At 63.2% G+C, this 16,285-nt stretch carries 15 protein-coding genes; 11 read left to right on the top strand and 4 right to left on the bottom strand.

All coding sequences use genetic code 11. From position 1 onward, the window contains the following. Both ACEK02_RS05170 and ACEK02_RS05165 read left to right on the top strand, forming a co-directional pair. Nucleotides 1-821: site-specific DNA-methyltransferase (locus tag ACEK02_RS05170; protein ID WP_371420726.1), on the top strand; the 821-nt coding region annotated here is incomplete at its 5' end. A 146-nt stretch (nucleotides 822-967) separates the two neighbouring features. Continuing rightward, nucleotides 968-1,648, top strand: a complete 681-nt coding sequence (locus tag ACEK02_RS05165; RefSeq protein WP_371420725.1) for a glutathione S-transferase family protein — start codon at nucleotides 968-970, stop codon at nucleotides 1,646-1,648. 54 nt (nucleotides 1,649-1,702) lie between these two features. Here the strand turns inward: ACEK02_RS05165 and ACEK02_RS05160 are convergent, their stop codons facing one another. Next, nucleotides 1,703-2,131: a nuclear transport factor 2 family protein gene (locus tag ACEK02_RS05160; protein ID WP_371420724.1), complete on the bottom strand. Its 429-nt coding sequence runs from the start codon at nucleotides 2,129-2,131 to the stop codon at nucleotides 1,703-1,705. Between the two features lie 91 nt (nucleotides 2,132-2,222). Here ACEK02_RS05160 and ACEK02_RS05155 point away from each other — a divergent pair, with 91 nt between their 5' ends. Further along, nucleotides 2,223-3,146: a LysR family transcriptional regulator gene (locus tag ACEK02_RS05155; RefSeq protein ID WP_371420727.1), complete on the top strand. Its 924-nt coding sequence runs from the start codon at nucleotides 2,223-2,225 to the stop codon at nucleotides 3,144-3,146. A gap of 156 nt (nucleotides 3,147-3,302) precedes the next feature. Further along, nucleotides 3,303-3,638, top strand: a complete 336-nt coding sequence (locus ACEK02_RS05150) for a hypothetical protein (RefSeq protein WP_371420723.1) — start codon at nucleotides 3,303-3,305, stop codon at nucleotides 3,636-3,638. Nucleotides 3,639-3,716: 78 nt separating this feature from the next. On the opposite strand, the gene ACEK02_RS05145 is transcribed toward ACEK02_RS05150, so the two are convergent. Further along, entirely contained in the window at nucleotides 3,717-5,042 is a 1,326-nt protein-coding gene (locus tag ACEK02_RS05145; protein ID WP_371420722.1) for a methyl-accepting chemotaxis protein, read from the bottom strand. Continuing rightward, on the bottom strand, nucleotides 5,005-5,541 hold the full coding sequence (locus ACEK02_RS05140) for a PAS domain-containing protein (RefSeq protein ID WP_371420721.1): 537 nt from the start codon (nucleotides 5,539-5,541) through the stop codon (nucleotides 5,005-5,007). The genes ACEK02_RS05145 and ACEK02_RS05140 overlap by 38 nt, the downstream gene beginning before the upstream one ends. 205 nt (nucleotides 5,542-5,746) lie before the next feature. Here ACEK02_RS05140 and ACEK02_RS05135 point away from each other — a divergent pair, with 205 nt between their 5' ends. Beyond that, nucleotides 5,747-7,036, top strand: a complete 1,290-nt coding sequence (locus ACEK02_RS05135; RefSeq protein ID WP_371420720.1) for a flavin-dependent oxidoreductase — start codon at nucleotides 5,747-5,749, stop codon at nucleotides 7,034-7,036. Nucleotides 7,037-7,172: 136 nt separating this feature from the next. Continuing rightward, nucleotides 7,173-8,921, top strand: a complete 1,749-nt coding sequence (locus ACEK02_RS05130; RefSeq protein ID WP_371420719.1) for a diguanylate cyclase — start codon at nucleotides 7,173-7,175, stop codon at nucleotides 8,919-8,921. On the opposite strand, the gene mutY is transcribed toward ACEK02_RS05130, so the two are convergent. Then, on the bottom strand, nucleotides 8,922-10,034 hold the full coding sequence (gene mutY, locus ACEK02_RS05125) for an A/G-specific adenine glycosylase (protein ID WP_371420718.1): 1,113 nt from the start codon (nucleotides 10,032-10,034) through the stop codon (nucleotides 8,922-8,924). It lies immediately after the preceding gene. Between the two features lie 27 nt (nucleotides 10,035-10,061). On the opposite strand from mutY, the gene ACEK02_RS05120 reads away from it, so the two are divergent. The 5 genes from ACEK02_RS05120 to smc all read left to right on the top strand — a co-directional run. Then, the gene (locus ACEK02_RS05120; protein WP_371420717.1) at nucleotides 10,062-10,541 is read left to right on the top strand and encodes a DUF721 domain-containing protein; all 480 of its coding nucleotides are present in this window, start codon (nucleotides 10,062-10,064) and stop codon (nucleotides 10,539-10,541) included. Nucleotides 10,542-10,647: 106 nt separating this feature from the next. Further along, nucleotides 10,648-11,304 (top strand): DsbA family protein, encoded by a 657-nt coding sequence (locus ACEK02_RS05115; RefSeq protein WP_371420716.1) that lies wholly within the window; start codon nucleotides 10,648-10,650, stop codon nucleotides 11,302-11,304. 57 nt (nucleotides 11,305-11,361) lie between these two features. Then, nucleotides 11,362-11,706, top strand: a complete 345-nt coding sequence (locus ACEK02_RS05110) for a multidrug efflux SMR transporter (RefSeq protein ID WP_371420715.1) — start codon at nucleotides 11,362-11,364, stop codon at nucleotides 11,704-11,706. Between the two features lie 71 nt (nucleotides 11,707-11,777). Continuing rightward, nucleotides 11,778-11,957: a hypothetical protein gene (locus ACEK02_RS05105; protein WP_371420714.1), complete on the top strand. Its 180-nt coding sequence runs from the start codon at nucleotides 11,778-11,780 to the stop codon at nucleotides 11,955-11,957. Nucleotides 11,958-13,065: 1,108 nt separating this feature from the next. Next, the coding region (smc, locus tag ACEK02_RS05100; RefSeq protein WP_371420713.1) for a chromosome segregation protein SMC at nucleotides 13,066-16,285 on the top strand (3,220 nt) is incomplete at its 3' end.

Raw genomic sequence — 16,285 nt, 5'->3', positions numbered from 1 at the left:
GGGTGATCGGCTCCTATCACAACATCTTCCGCGTCGGCGCGATCATGCAGGACCTCGGCTTCTGGGTCCTCAACGATATCGTGTGGCGCAAATCCAACCCGATGCCGAATTTCCGTGGCCGTCGTTTCACCAATGCGCATGAGACCATGATCTGGGCTGCGCGCGATGAAAACGCCAAGGGCTACACGTTCAATTACGAAGCCCTCAAGGCCGCCAATGAAGACGTGCAGGCGCGTTCCGACTGGCTGATCCCGCTCTGCACCGGCGACGAACGCCTGAAGGGCTCGGACGGCAAGAAGGTTCACCCAACCCAGAAGCCGGAAGGCCTGCTGGCCCGCGTGCTGCTGTCATCGTCAAAGCCCGGCGACCTCGTGATCGATCCGTTCAACGGTACCGGCACCACCGGCGCCGTCGCCAAGCGCCTCGGCCGCAATTACATCGGCTTCGAGCGCGACCGTGACTACGCCGCTGCTGCCGAAGCCCGTATCGCCGCAATCGAGCCGCTGCCGGAAGCCACGTTGGCCCCGTTCATGACCGCACGCAGCGCCCCCCGCGTGGCGTTCTCCGAACTGGTCGAGCGCGGCATGATCTCGCCCGGCACCAAGCTGGTCGATCTCAAGAAACGTCATGGCGCGCTGGTGCGCGCCGACGGCGCCATCATGTTCGGCGACAAGGTCGGCTCGATCCATCGCATGGGCGCGATGGCCCAGGGCTCGGCCTCCTGCAATGGCTGGACGTTCTGGCACGTCGAGACCAAGAAGGGCCTGCGCCTGATCGACGAATTGCGCGCCGAAATCCGCAGCGAGATGGGCGCGGGATAGACCCCGCTCATTCGGTCGGCCGGACGCATGCCCGGCCTTCACCAAAACATCGCTTGCACTCCCCCTGAATTCCAAGCACGAGACGATGGTCCGCATTGGCGGCCCACGCCTCGCGCTTTGACGTATAAAATCCAGGGAGATTTGAGATGCTGAAATTTTACTTCAACGGGTCGCCGAACCCGACCAAGGTCGCGCTGTTTCTGGAAGAAGCTGGCCTCGCCTATGAGCCCATCCCCGTCGACACCCGCACCGGCGCACAGTTCAATCAGGAGTTCCTCAAGGTCAATCCAAACGGCAAGGTGCCGGCGATCGACGATGACGGCGCCAAGGTCTTCGACAGCAACGCAATCCTGCTCTATCTCGCCGAGAAGACCGGCAAGTTTCTGCCGCCGGCCGCGCAGCGCGGCGAACTCCTGTCCTGGCTGATGTTTGTCGCTACCGGCGTCGGTCCGTTCTTTGGCCAGGCCGTGCACTTCAAGCATTTCGCGCCGGAGAAGATCGATTACGCGCATAACCGTTATCAATTCGAGGCTAGGCGCCATCTCGGCGTGCTCGACGAGCGCCTCGCCGGACGTCAATATATGGTCGGCGACACCTATACGATCGTCGATATGGATGTATGGGGCTGGGTGAGGATGACCAATTTCATCCTGGGCGACGAAGCTTTTGCCCAATTCCCGAACGTGAAACGCCTCCATGACGAGATCTCGGCGCGCCCCGCCGCGGCGAAGGCTGTCGCGCTGAAGGACACGTTCAAGTTCAAGGCCGAGATGGACGACGAGGCCCGCGCCGCCATGTTCAAGCATCTGGCGACCAAGGTCGCCTGAGCACGAGCCATTCGACGAATGCCGGGCGCAACACTGCGCCCGGCATTTTTTGTGTCAGGCAGGCACGCGTGCCATTTCGTCGGGAAACGGCCCCAGCACGCGCTCGACCAATGCCGTGTCACAATACTCCTTGATCATGGTGATCTTGCCGTTCTCGACACGCCACACCATGCAGTAGTCGTTATCGTAACGATCGCCGGCCTTGGTGACGTTGTCGCCCTTCGCCTCGACAACCACCAGATTGCCTTCCGCAATGAAGTTTGAAGCGACCGCGCGCGGTCGAATGTCGAAGAGCGATCTGAAATGCCCCATCAGGCCGTTCAGAATCGCATCCTTCCCCTTGAACATACGCCCCCAGGAATATTGACCGACGACGATCCAGCACGCGTCATCGGCGAGATGATCGGCGAAGGTCGTGCCGCTGCGGTTGGCTGAATCGCTATAGACCTGCTGGATAAGTTTCTTGTTGTCTGCGGTGCTCATTGTTCTGCTCCATCGCTTGAACGATGGCGCAGTATGGGTTGGAAAATGCCCATTCTTCCAATCGATAGTCTATATGATATATATTCGTTCCATGAATTTGGCTGCGCTCGACCTGAACCTGCTCGTCGCGCTCGATGCATTGCTGCGCGAGAGCAATGTCGGCCGCGCCGCGATGCGGATCGGCCTGTCGCAACCGGCGACGAGTCATGCATTGCGCCGGCTCCGCGACATTCTCGGCGATCCGCTCCTGGTCCGTGTCGGCGCCCGCATGGAGCTAACGCCGCGTGCGCAGGCGCTGCGCGGCCCGCTTTCCCAGACACTCGAGCAGGTGCGCGCACTGTTCATCCCGGATGTCTTCGATGCCGGTCAGAGCGACCGGCATTTTCAGCTGATGATGCCGGATCTCGCCGTCGAACTGCTGATGCCGCCGCTGATGAAGAAGCTCGACAACATTGCGCCAGGCGTCCGGATCAATGTCGTGCCATGGCGCGGTCCGGCGATCATGACGGCGGAATTCGCCCGCAGCCTCGATATGGTGATCAGCATCGGCAACGCCTTCAAGGGTTTCCATCGCCAGTTGCTCTATGTCGATTCCGACGCCCTCGCCGTCCGCAAGGGCCATCCGGCGGCATCGCGCCTGAAGACGACCGAGGGCTTTCTCAAAGCCCGCCATATCGCCGTGGTGCTCCGGGGCCAGAGCGAAGACCTCATCGACGACTGGCTGCGCAGCAAGGGACTGGAGCGACAGATCGCCCTCGTCGTGCCGAGCTATATCGAGGCGCTCCATGTCGCGGCACGGACCGATCTCGTGGCCTTTGTGCCACGGCGCCTGATTGCCGCACTGGCGCAGCCGCTCTCGCTCACGACAATTGCGCCGCCATTCGATCCCGGCAACGACGAACAGTTCATGTTCACGCCGACACGCGCGCAATTCGATTCCGGATCGATCTGGCTCCGCAAAATCATGCTGGAGACCGGCCGCGAGCTCGACCCGCAAAAGCGCCGCACGGCCTGACGCTGCGCTCGCCGGTCAGATTTGCCGGCAAAGCTTGCCGGGAGGCAACGCCGCGCCGCAACGCCAAATGCCCAAGTGCCTATGATGTCAGAATATTTCTGATGGCCCGATTTTTGCGTAGTCGATCGCAACCATCTTGCAGCAAGAGAAATTCAGATGTCGAACTCCATCATCTCCAGCATGCAGTCCTTCACGCTTCCGAGCAGACTGCAGCCATCCGACAAGGCCGAGGGCGGCCTCGGCAAGGCACAAGGGCCAGCACAATCGCCGGAAGAGAAATTTCTCGACTACGCGAAGAAGACGCCAGCGGAAAAGATGCGCGACGCGCTGCTGTCGAGCATCGGTGTGACGGAAGAAGAATTGAAGAACATGTCGCCGGACCAACGGCGGGAGGTCGAGCAGAAGATTGCCGACAAGATCAAGGAGGCCGTGAACAAGAAGACCGAGAACGGCGGCAGCGCCAGCGGTTTCTTCACGGATATCAGCGCCTGACAGGCGCACTCTTCACCTCAAAGGAAACTGGCGCCGCAAGGGCGCCAATTCCGGATCAAAAGGGGCGCAAGGAAGCGATTAGCTCGCGGCGGCCTGGCGCACCAGATTTTGCCGAGCGTCGCCGAGATAGCTGCGGATTTCCTTGGTCAGCAATCCCGACTGCGACGACAGATCGCCCGATGCCACCATGGTCGATGTGGCGAGCTGCTCGGTGTCCCTGGCGGTGGTTGCCAGCTGCTGGATGTTGGTCGAGATCTCGCGGACGACGGCGAAGGCCTCGTCAATATTGCGCGCGATGTCGGCCGTTGCTGCCGATTGCGCTTCCGAAGCACTCGCGACCTTGCCGGTGATCTCGTTCACTTCCGCAATCACGGTGCCGATCTCGGTGATCGATGAGGAGACCTTGTCGGTCGCCGACTGAACCTGGCCGATTTCCTTTTCGATCTCGGCGGTGAAGTTGGCGGTCTGGGTCGCCAGCGCCTTCACTTCATGCGCGACCACGGCAAAGCCGCGGCCGGCATCGCCAGCGCGGGCCGCTTCGATCGTTGCGTTCAGCGCCAGCAGGTTGGTCTGGCTGGCGATCACGTTGATCGAGGTCACGACTTCACTGATGCGTACGGCGACAGCGCGAAGCACGTCGACATTGCTGGCTGCATCGGCGACGCGTTCGACGGCCCGACCGGCAATCGCGGCCGAGCGATTGACGTCGGCGCCGACTTCGCTGGCATTTGACGACAGTCGCGCCGTGGCCGAAGCCACCGATTGCATGTTGGCAGAGGCCTGTTCGGATGCCGCCGCCACCGACGTGACGCGGGTCAATGTCGAGGACGCGCCGGTCCGCAGATTGCCTGCCGTGCTGCTCATCTCGACCGCACCGCTATCGAGTGCCGACACGATGCCGCCCACGGTGGATTCGAGCTGGCTGGTCTGGCGCTCGAAATTCCGGATGCGGTCGGCGATGTTGTCGGTCGCCGCATTCATCGCCTTCGCGCCGTGCAGCAGGCCGCCATGCAATCCGCCCGGCAGGATGCGCCGGTAATACTTGTTGTCGTTGAGCGCCGCTATCGCCGCGGTGGATTCGCGCACGAAGGCATCGCAGCCGTCGATCATGTCATTGACGCTGTGCAGCAGTTCGCCGGTAACGCCGCGCACCGGGATTCCAAGGATACGGGCCTCGAAGTCGCCCTGCGCAATGCGCTGGCAGGCGATGCGCGCCTTCTCGATCAGACGCGCCGTCTTGCCCATCAGGACAAGCGCGACAACGGCCGCCGCGATCACGATGGCCTGACAGATCATCGCCGCGACCGGAAGGCCGAAGAATTGAAGCAGCAAAGCAAGCGCAGAGCCGGCGATGACGACGAGCGTGCTAAGCTGCGCTCTTGAGAGAAAACATAAGTTCGTCATAGCTGACCTTCTGGGATGCAACGAAATCGGTAAGGGCCTTGTAGCCGGCGGCAAGGGATTCCTTGCCGTTCACGTGTCGCTTCTCGATCGCCAATACATCGGCATAGAGCGGTGCGATCGTCTTCTTGATGAGATCCGGCGGCGGCACACGGCGGTTGGAATGATAGCCGGCGACCTTGCCGTCGAGGCCGTAGGACGGCGTGACATGGGCGAAGACCCAGTAGTGATCGCCATTGCTCGCCATGTTTTTCACAAAAGCGAAAATCTCGCGGCGTTCCTCGACCGTGTCCCAGAGCAGCTTGAAAACGCTGCGCGGCATATCGGGATGACGAATGAGGTTGTGCGGCTGGCCGAGCAGGTCGGCCTCTTCGTAACCGGCCATCTTGCAGAACAGACGGTTCACATAGGTCATGCGACCCTTGAGATCCGTCTTGGATACGATGAGCTCCGATGCCGGAAAGAAGGTCTCGCGGCCGCTCGGCTTAATCTGGTTGGACATCATTGACCTGTCGGTGACGGATTCACCCAAAAGTAGTGTCACCGGTATTAGGGAACGCGGCTGAATTTTGCGTTAAGGTTCCGTCCACCATGAATTCGCCGCCGGCGGACGATCCGGGCGACATTCTCCGTGGCGATCGTCCCAGTTGCCGCCATCGCCTCTCCCGTGCCATGACCTCGATCAAATCGAGGGGGAGGCGACAAAAATGACCGTTCTCATTGCAGGCGGCGGAATTGGCGGACTGACGCTTGCGCTCAGCCTGCACCAGATCGGCGTGCCATGCCGCGTGTTCGAAAGCGTGCCGGCGCTCAGGCCGCTCGGCGTCGGCATCAATGTGCTGCCCCATGCGGTGCGCGAGCTTATCGAGCTCGGCCTGCACGACCAGCTTGACGCATCGGGCGTACGCACCCGCGAGCTCGCCTTCTTCTCCAAACACGGCAAGCCGATCTGGAGTGAGCCGCGCGGCATCGAGGCCGGCTACAAATGGCCGCAATTCTCGATCCACCGCGGCACGCTGCAACAGATCCTGCTCGACACCGCTATCGCGCGGCTTGGCGCCGAAAATATCCTCACCAGCCATCATTTGACCGGCTGGACGGAAACGCCGGACGGCATCCGCGCCGACTTCATCGACAAGGCCACCGGCAAATCCGCCGGCAGCTATGAAGGCACATTGTTGATTGCCGCCGATGGCATCCATTCGGCGATCCGGCAGAAGCTCTATCCGCAAGAAGGCGCGCCGCTCTGGAATGGCCGCATCCTTTGGCGTGGCATCACCCGGAGCGATGCGTTCCTGACCGGCCGCACCATGATCATGGCCGGCCATGAGATCCTGAAATTCGTCTGTTACCCGATCTCGCAGGCACCCGACGCCAACGGAAAATATGACATCAACTGGGTGGCCGAACGACACATGCCGCCGACCTATGAGTGGCGTCGCGAAGACTACAATCGCGCGGCGCGGCTCGACGAGTTTCTGCCCTGGTTCAAGGACTGGAGATTCGACTGGCTCGACGTGCCGGGCCTGATCAGCAATTGCCCGCACGCCTATGAATATCCGCTGGTGGACCGCGATCCGGTCGATCGCTGGACCTTCGGCCGCGTCACGCTGATGGGCGACGCCGCGCATCCGATGTATCCGATCGGCTCCAACGGCGCGTCGCAAGCCATTCTCGACGCCCGCGTGCTGACCCGCGAGATTCTTGCACTCGGCGAAGTGCCGGCTGCGCTCGAAGCCTATGAGGCCGAACGACGCCCCGCGACCACCGACCTCGTGATGCTGAACCGCCGCAACGGACCGGAACAGGTCATGCAGATCGTCGAGGAGCGCGCGCCCGCGGGCTTCGACGTCGTCACCGACGTGCTGTCGCAGCAAGAGCTCGAAGACATCGCCGCCAATTACAAGCGCGTCGCCGGGTTTCAGGTTGAGGGCCTGAATGCGAAACCGCCGATCGTGACAATGCCGGAACCATCGCTATACCCAAGCGCTGGCTGATGGAACCTGCGCCTTTACGGGCATTCGACCTTGCGGATTCACCCGTGATTCAACATGAAACTAACGGAGGCTCCTCCCGTCAGGAATTGGCAATCGCAGCGTGGCAGGAAGGCCGAAGAAACCCTGAGCCTTTTTGATGCGCAACCTGTTCCAGAAGCTGGCCGACCGATTGCAGACCCTCAGGGACGGTCTCTCTGTTCGCACGCAGATTACCGCTGCCGTTGCGGCCATGGTCATCGCGCTCGTCGGCGCGCTCGCAACTGGCGCGGCATTCGTCAGCTATCGCAACACCGCAGAACTGGTGAACACGGCGCTGGCCAGCGTCGCATCGACCACGGCCGAACGGCTCGATCGTTACATGGCGCTCCGCCAGCAGGAAGTTCACCTGTTCTCGAAGCTCGAGCCGATGCGACCGCTCTGGCAGGGCGATCGCGCTTCGCTGCGCAAGGCACTCGAACAGTTGCAGAGCTCGTTCAGCGATTTCGCCTGGATCGGCTTCGCCAAGCCTGACGGCACCGTCGTCGCATCGACAGGCGGCTTGCTGGAAGGTGCATCGGTCGCTCAGCGGCCATGGTTCAAGACCGGACTTCACGATCCCATCGTCGGCGACGTGCATGAGGCCGCATTGTTGTCATCGCTGCTGGCGAAGCGCGCCGATGGCGAGCCGCACCGTTTCATCGACATCGCCCTCCCCGTGCGCGACCACGATGGCAACCTGCTTGGCGTGCTCGGCGCGCATCTCGACTGGCAATGGGCGCGCAACCTGATCGCCAGCGCAGAAGCCAATGACGGCGACACCGACACAACGCTGACGGTCCTGTCACGCACCGGAACGGTTCTCGTCGGGCCAGGCATGACCACCACCAAATATGCGGGCGATCGCCTCGACGACATCCTGCGCACACGCACCGGCGCCTTCACCGAGAAGCCGGCCGACAAGATTCTTCTCACAGCCTACTATGTCAGCCGAGGCCATCGCGACTATGAGGGTCTGAACTGGGTCGTCACCGCGAGCCAGCCCAGCGACGTTGCACTCGCCGCGGCTGTCCATTCGGCCAAGACCATCCTGATCATCGGCGCGATCGCGGGCCTCGTCGGCGTCATCATGGCGTTCTTCATCGCGCGGCAGATCTCGCGTCCGATCCGCGCCATCACGCTGGAAGCCGATCGCATCGGCCGCGCATCAGGCCCGACCATGCTGCCGCGCCAGAACGGTTCGCTGGAAGTCGTGCAGTTGACGCGCGCCTTGCGCTCGCTGCTGCGCCGCATCGGTTTCGCCGAGGAGCGCACCAAGGAAGCCGAGTTGCGCGCCACCGAGAATGCCATGCAGTTCAAGGATGACCTCACCAAACTGCGCCGGCTTGCCGAGACCGACTATCTGACCGACCTGATGAACCGTCGCGCGTTTCTCGCCGCTGCCGACGATGCCATGGAATTCGCGCATCGCTACAAGCGCAGCATCGCCACGTTGATGATCGACATCGATCACTTCAAGAAGATCAACGACAATCACGGCCACCACATCGGAGACATCGCGATCAAGCGCATTGCCGGAGTCATTTCGGGCAATATCAAGAGCACCGACCGCGCCGCGCGTTTTGGCGGTGAGGAATTTGTGGTCCTGCTGCGTGAGGCCGATGAACTGACCGCTCAGATGCTGGCCAATCGCATCCGCAATGCCATCGAGCTTGCGATCATCGGCGAAGGCGATATCCGGATTTCTGCCACTGTCTCGATCGGCATCGCATTGATCGCCGACAGCGACCGCGACGTGCAGGACATGATCGAGCGCGCCGATCAGGGTCTCTATGTCGCGAAGAACACAGGCCGCAATCGCTGCTTCTTCATGCCCGCAAGCGAGGATCGCAGCATTCGCGTCGCGTGATCAATCGAGCCCATGCGCAATGACCTTGCGCATGACGTTCGGCAGAGCTTCGTCATCCAGTGTTGCGATCGGAACCCAGCGCATCCCCTCCGGGGGGCGGGTGCGGGGCGGCACATGCGCCGTATAGACGGTGAGCTCCAGCGGGAAGTGCGTGAAGATATGGGTAACCGCGCCCACTTTGCGATGCCACGCCGTCAGATTTTTCAAAGTCGGTGCCTGCTTCAAGGCATCCTTGTCGTCATGACCGGCGAGCCATTCCGATGACGGCACTTCGGTCATGTTGCCCAGCAAGCCCTTTTCCGGGCGGGTGCGCACCAGCAACTCGTTGCCGCGGGTGACCACGAAAGCTGCCCCCTTGCGCAAGGTGCCGGCCTTCTTCGGCATCTTTCGCGGAAACGTCTCCTGATCGCCGCGGGTCTTTGCCGCGCAATCGTCGTTGATCGGGCACAGCGCACAGGCCGGCTTCTTTGGCGTGCAGATGGTGGAGCCGAGATCCATCAGCGCCTGGGCGCTGTCGCCTGCCCGCGTCGGACCAAGCAATGTTGCGGCCAGCCCCACGATCACCGGCTTGGATTTCGGCAGCGGTTCTTCCACCGCATAGAGCCGCGACGTCACGCGCTCGATATTGCCGTCCACCGGCATGCACTGGCGGCCGAAGGCGATCGCGGCGATGGCCGATGCCGTATATGGCCCGATGCCCGGTAGCGCGCGCAGGCCCTCTTCTGTATCCGGAAAGACACCGCCATTGTCGCGCAGCACGGTGACGGCACAGGCATGGAGATTGCGCGCGCGGGAGTAATAGCCGAGCCCGGCCCACATCCGCAGCACATCGTCCTGCGAGGCGCTGCCGAGATCGCTCACCGTCGGCCACCGCGCCAGGAACTTGGCGAAATACGGCCCGACAGCTTGCACCGTGGTCTGCTGCAGCATGATTTCGGACAACCAGACCCGATAGGGGTCGATGCCCTCGCCGGGCAAAGGCCGCCACGGCAAGCGGCGGCGATGTTTGTCATACCAGGCAAGCAATTGGGCCGGACGCTTTGCGGCAGCGCTTTCCCCGCTATCCCGCGCAGGGAGTTTCTTTCGTCTGGTGGCGGCGGCTGATAGACTCATGCCGACATGTATCCAAAAGCCCCGTTCATGAACAAGCCCGGCCCGATCTCCGCCAAGCCGCTTTCCGTCCTGCTCGGCGGGGTGTTTGCCGATGCCTATGCCAAACAGGGCTTTGCCTCGCGCGAACTGGTGACACGCTGGGCGGAAATTGCCGGCCAGCAGGTGGCGAATTTCTCCGAGCCGTTGAAGATCCAGTGGCCGCGCCCTGTGGAAGGCCAGCCGCAGGAGCCGGCGACGCTCATCCTGCGCGTTGAGGGCCCGATGGCGCTGGAGATCCAGCATTCGTCGGATGCGATCCTGCAGCGGGTGAACCGCTTTTTCGGCTGGAATGCGGTCGGCAAGATCGCGCTGCGCCAGGCACCGCTGTCACGGCCGCAGCCGCGCCGCACCGTGAAGCCGCCGGATGCCAAGGCCATCGCCGAGGTCGCGGAGACGCTGCCCGAGGTCGAGGACGAGGCCTTGCGCGAGGCGCTGGCGCGGCTCGGTGCATCGATCAAGCGAAGTTGAGGCTTTCGGGCCCCGCCGGAACCGGCGCGTGCTTGCCACATTTGTGGTTTCAAGTTAGCGAAGCGAACCTTTTCCCGGCGTCCTGCCGCCGCTTTGGAGCATTCCTTTGATCATCACGCGCCGTGACTTCACCGCCGCCCTTGCCCTCACCGGCGCCGCCGCAGCGATCGGCCTGTCGCCGCTGCAACTGATCTCCGAGGCCTTTGCGCAGAACGCGACCGACGTCGCCAAGCCGGTGTCGCTACCCGACATGGTGCTCGGCCCGAAGGACGCCGCAGTCACCGTCACCGAATATGCCTCGATGACCTGCCCGCATTGCGCGGCCTTCACCGAGCAGGTGTTTCCGAAGATCAAGGAAGCCTTCATCGACACCGGCAAGATCCGCTTCGTGTTCCGTGAATTCCCCCTCGACATCAAGGCCGCCGCCGGCTCGATGCTGGCGCGCTGCATCGCCAAGGACGACTCCGGCAAATACTTCGCCGTTGTCGACATGCTGTTCAAGCAGCAGAACGACTGGGTGATGAAGGACACCGCTGCGACCCTGACCCGCATCGGCAAACAGGCCGGCCTCAGCCAGCAGGCCGTGGAAGAATGCCTGAAAGACCAGGCGCTGCTCGACAAGATCGCCGCCGACCAGAAATACGCCAACGAGGTGCTGAAGGTGAACTCGACGCCGACCTTCTTCATCAATGGCGAAATGCTGAAGGGCGAGCAGTCGTTCGAGGAATTCTCCAAGAAGATCACCCCGCTGCTGAAAAGCTGAGGCCTTCTTGTCCCTCCCCCGTTTTTGCGCGGGGAGGGGTTCCGCCCGAGCCCTTTGATGACCGCGTCTCTTCTCAACTACGCCGCCCTTGGCTGCGCCATCGTGCTGGAGACCATCGGCACCGCGCTGCTGGCGCAGTCGCAGCAGTTCACGAAGCTCTGGCCGAGCCTCGGCATGGCCGTCTGCTACATCCTGTCGTTTTATTTTCTGTCCCATGCGCTGAAGGCGATGCCGGTCGGGATCGCCTATGCGATCTGGAGCGGGCTCGGCATCGTGCTAATTTCGGCGGTGAGCTATTTCGCGTTCCGGCAGGCGCTCGATCTCGCCGCCATTATCGGCATCGGCTTCATCCTGACCGGCGTGGTCATCGTCAACGCGTTCTCCGCCAGCGCGTCGCATTAGCGCGCTGCCGCGCCGTCGTGTTCTCTGTTCTTCGCTTCAAACAGCCACGCGCTCGTAGTCTCGCGGCGCCAATGGCGTCTGCGCTGCATCTGATGCCTGCCGGGCCGAAGACCCTGTCCAAGATGGTCGAAAAGACCTGGATCGCGCCGCAGGCCGGCTCGCCCACGCGCTATTGCATCACGCCCGAAGGCGAAGCCGCGTTGATGGCCGAAATCCCGATGCCGCGCAGCGCCCAGGCCCGCGCCCGCTGACACCCTGCGATAGCAGTCCAGCGATGGCTGCTCGACGATAGCTGCCTGGCGACAGCCGCGCTTACGCGCCCGCCGGATATTAACGGATGACGCGCCTGCGGATTAACTGTGTTTCCACACATGACCGAAGCGTAAACGCGCGTTAAGGAACGCTTAAGCGCCATCTCCGCATTCTCGATACATCTTTAAGAGGTGCATGATGTTTGAAAATTTCATCTGCGAGATCATCGGCCTGGCATTTCTCGGCCTCTGCATCGCCGTGCTCGGCGCGCCGCAGCAGCGGCGTCCTGATGGATATGCGCGGGACTTGTGAGGCCACGGCGCAAGGCGCCGCTCGCGCGCCTGCGAGCTAAAGACGGCCACGCCCTTGACCGCCGGCAGAATAAGACGCGGCCGGATCGCCGATCAGGACCACAAATTTATCTTATCCCAATCTGCTGGAAACCTGCCGACTTCAGGTTGACGACCGTCGAATTAGGGAAGTCAGATACGATCGACTTCAAGCGCGACAACCATGTTGAGTTCGGATTGATCGACCTCAACAAATGTGCACACAGACACGCCAAACCGTAGATGCGCGCGAGCTGATCCTTTACGGTGAGGTAAGGCTTGTAGGCCGTCAGGCGGACCTACAAAAAAGAAGACCGACCCGTACGCTTTCGCGCAGAGGGGCCTGCCATGTTGAAGAGACATGTCTCACGACCGAGATCGATTGTTAACAACCATAAATAATCATTCAAGCGCCAGTACCATTTGCTTGGCTTGTTTGGAGCCCTGCCGAGAAGCTAAAGCGAAGTCCAAGGCGCTAGGTGCGGAACACGCTAGCTCTCCGTAGCAATCGCTGCGCCCTCCTCCCCCATCCCCCCTTAAAACAAGCCCTTTTTCACGCGCTCTCTCACCTATCCCCCGCAAAACCCTTGGGAAAAGCGGGGTTCCGCGGTTGCGCGGCTGCCCTCGTCTCGCCATTGTCCGGGCCAATGAGAGCCGCGACCAGCGAGTCTCCACCGCGCGGCAGCTGCATTTATGCTATTGTTCGTGCTGGGGGATTCGCGATTCTCGGGGCTTTTTCGATAAAGTGGCCTGTTCGGCTAACCAGAGTACCGTATCCATGAAACTCACGCGCCTGCGCCTGCACGGATTCAAGTCGTTCGTCGAACCGACCGACTTCATGATCGAGCCCGGTCTGACCGGCGTCGTCGGCCCCAATGGCTGCGGCAAGTCCAATCTGGTGGAAGCGCTGCGCTGGGCGATGGGCGAAACCTCGCACAAGTCGCTGCGCGCCGCCGACATGGACGCCGTGATCTTCGCCGGCTCCGGCAACCGCGCCTCGCGCAACCACGCCGAAGTGGTGATGACGATCGACAATACCGATCGCACCGCGCCGGCCATGGTCAATGACGCCGAAATTCTCGAAATCTCCCGCCGCATCGAGCGCGAAGCCGGCTCGCAATATCGCATCAACGGCCGCGACGTGCGCGCCCGCGATGTGCAGATCCTGTTTGCCGACGCCGCCACCGGCGCGCGTTCGCCCGCCCTCGTCCACCAGGGCAAGATCGGTGAAATCATCCAGGCGAAGCCCGAGCAGCGCCGCCGCGTGCTGGAAGACGCCGCCGGCGTCGCCGGCCTGCATGCGCGCCGCCACGAGGCCGAGCTGCGCCTTAAGGCCGCCGAAACCAACCTCACCCGCGTCGAGGACGTGATCGGCCAGTTGTCGGGCCAGATGGAAGGCCTGAAGAAGCAGGCCCGCCAGGCGATCCGCTACCGCGAAGTCGCCGGCAAGGTGCGCAAGGCCGAGGCCATGCTGTTCCACCTGCGCTGGCTGCAGGCGCATCAGGACAATGCCGAAGCCGCAACCCTGCACGACCAGTATGTGCGCGATCTCGCCGAGCGCACCCGCGAACAGGGCGAAGCCGCGCGCATCCAGGCGATCCGCGCATCTGAACTTCCTGCCCTGCGCGAGGCCGAAGCCGCCGCCGCTGCCGGCCTGCAGCGCCTGACCAACGCCCGCGACATGCTCGACCGCGAGGAAGAGCGCGCCAAGGAGCGCGCCGCCGAGCTCGATCGTCGCCTCACCCAGTTCGAGAGCGACGTCGCGCGCGAGATGAAGCAGTCGGAAGACGCTGAATTCGCGCTGCTCCGTCTCGAAGAAGAAGACGCGATGCTCAAGGAAGAGATCATGCAGCGCGTCGAGCTGCGTGGCGGCGTCGATGACCGCGTGTCGGAAGCCGAGGCCGTGCTGGCCGCCGCCGAGCGCACCTTCACCGAGCTCACCACCGCACATGCGGACATGACCGCCAAGCGCAACCAGCTGCAGTCCAACGTCCGCAGCCAGGCCGATCGCCTCGCGCGCCTCGGCCAGGAAATCGCCAGCGTCGAGGCCGAGATCGAGGCGCTGACGGCGCAGACATCGGGCTTCGGCGATCTCGACGAACTCGCAGCCCTGATGGAGACTTCGCAGGAAATCCTGCTGCAGGCGGAAATGGCCGTCAGCGACAACGAGGCCGCCCATATCGCCGCCCGGCAGACGCTGGAAGCCTCGCGCGCGCCGCTCAACGAAGCCGACAAGAAGGTGCAGCGGCTCGAGACCGAAGCCCGCACTATCTCCAAGATCCTCAACGGCGAAACCAAGAATCTGTGGCCGCCGATCATCGACGGCGTCAGCGTCACCAAGGGCTATGAAAAGGCGCTGGGCGCCGTGCTCGGCGACGATCTCGACGCGCCGGTCGATCCCTCGGCGCCGATGCGCTGGACCAATGCCGGCGAGCACGCCAACGACCCGGCTTTGCCGGAAGGCGTGGAGTCGCTGGCATCGCACGTCAATGCGCCGGCCGAACTTGCGCGCCGCCTCAAGCAGATCGGCGTCGTCTCCAAGGATCAGGGCGCGGCCCTTGTCTCGCAGCTGCAGACCGGCCAGCGGCTGGTGTCGCTGGAAGGCGACGTCTGGCGCTGGGACGGTTTCGTCGCCGGCGCGCATGCGCCGACCGGCGCGGCCCGTCGTCTTGCCGAGCGCGCACGCCTGACCGATATCGAAGCCGATCTGGAAAATGCCAAGATCGACGCCATTGCCAAACGTGAAGCGCTGGAAGCTGCCGAGCAGGCGCTGAAGGCTGCGGCGTCGGCCGAAGGCGCCTCGCGCGAGGCGCTGCGCAATGCCCGCCGCGACGTCGACCAGGCCCGCGAGCGCCATGCCAATGCCGAGCGCGAGATCAACCGCCACGCGGCGCGCCGCGCGACGCTGACCGAAGCGCAATCGCGCCTCTCCAACGATCGCATGGAGGCGGAAGCGGCGCATGAGAGCGCGCATGCCGCGCTGGAATATCTGCCGGAGAGCTCCGACGCCGAGGCCCAGCTCGCCACCGTGCGCGCCGAGATCGAAGGCCATCGCCGCGGCGCGGCCCAGGTGCGTGCCGAAGCGCAGGCGCTGGCCCGCGAGGCTGAACTCGCCGACCGCCGCCTGCAGGCGATCATCGCCGAGCGTACCGACTGGACGAACCGCAAGACCTCCGCCGCCTCACAGATCGAAACCGTCGCCGCGCGCGTCGCCGAAGTGACCCGCGAGCGCGCCGAACTCGAAGACGCCCCGGCGCTCTATCTGCAGAAGCGCCGCGCGCTGATCTCGGAAGTCGAGAGCGCCGAACAGGCGCGCCAGCTCGCCGCCAACGCCCTCGCCTCGGCCGAGAATGCCATGCGCGAGACCGACCGCGATGCCCGCGGTTCGCTGGAAGCCCTGTCGGCCGCCCGCGAAGCCTGCGCCCGCGCCGAAGAGCGTATGGAAAGCGGCAAGCGCCGCCTGGAAGACATCGAGCGCGAAATCCGCGACATGCTCGAAGTCGAGCCGGAAGGCGTCGCGGCGCTCGCTGAAGTCCGCCAGGACGACACGCTGCCGCCGCTCGCCGATATCGAAGCCGATCTGGAAAAGCTGCGCCGCGATCGCGAGCGTCTCGGCGCCGTCAACCTGCGCGCCGAGGAAGAGCTCAACGAAGTCGAAGGCACCCATAACGGCCTCGCCACCGAGCGCGACGACCTCGTCGAAGCCATCAAGAAGCTGCGCACCGGCATCCAGAGCCTCAACAAGGAAGCCCGCGAACGGCTGATGACCTCGTTCGACATCGTCAACGGCCACTTCAAGCGCATGTTCGTCGAACTGTTCGGCGGCGGCGAAGCCGAGTTGAAGCTGATCGAGAGCGACGATCCGCTCGAGGCAGGTCTCGAAATCGTCGCCAAGCCGCCGGGCAAGAAGCCGCAGACCCTGTCGCTGCTGTCCGGTGGTGAACAGGCGCTGACCGCGCTGGCGCTGATCTTCGCGGTGTTCCTGACCAACCCGTCGC

The sequence above is a fragment of the Tardiphaga sp. genome (assembly GCF_041424195.1).
GTDB lineage: Bacteria > Pseudomonadota > Alphaproteobacteria > Rhizobiales > Xanthobacteraceae > Tardiphaga.
Note: the sequence above shows the minus strand (reverse complement) of the source record. Positions and strands in the feature narration are given on the sequence as shown.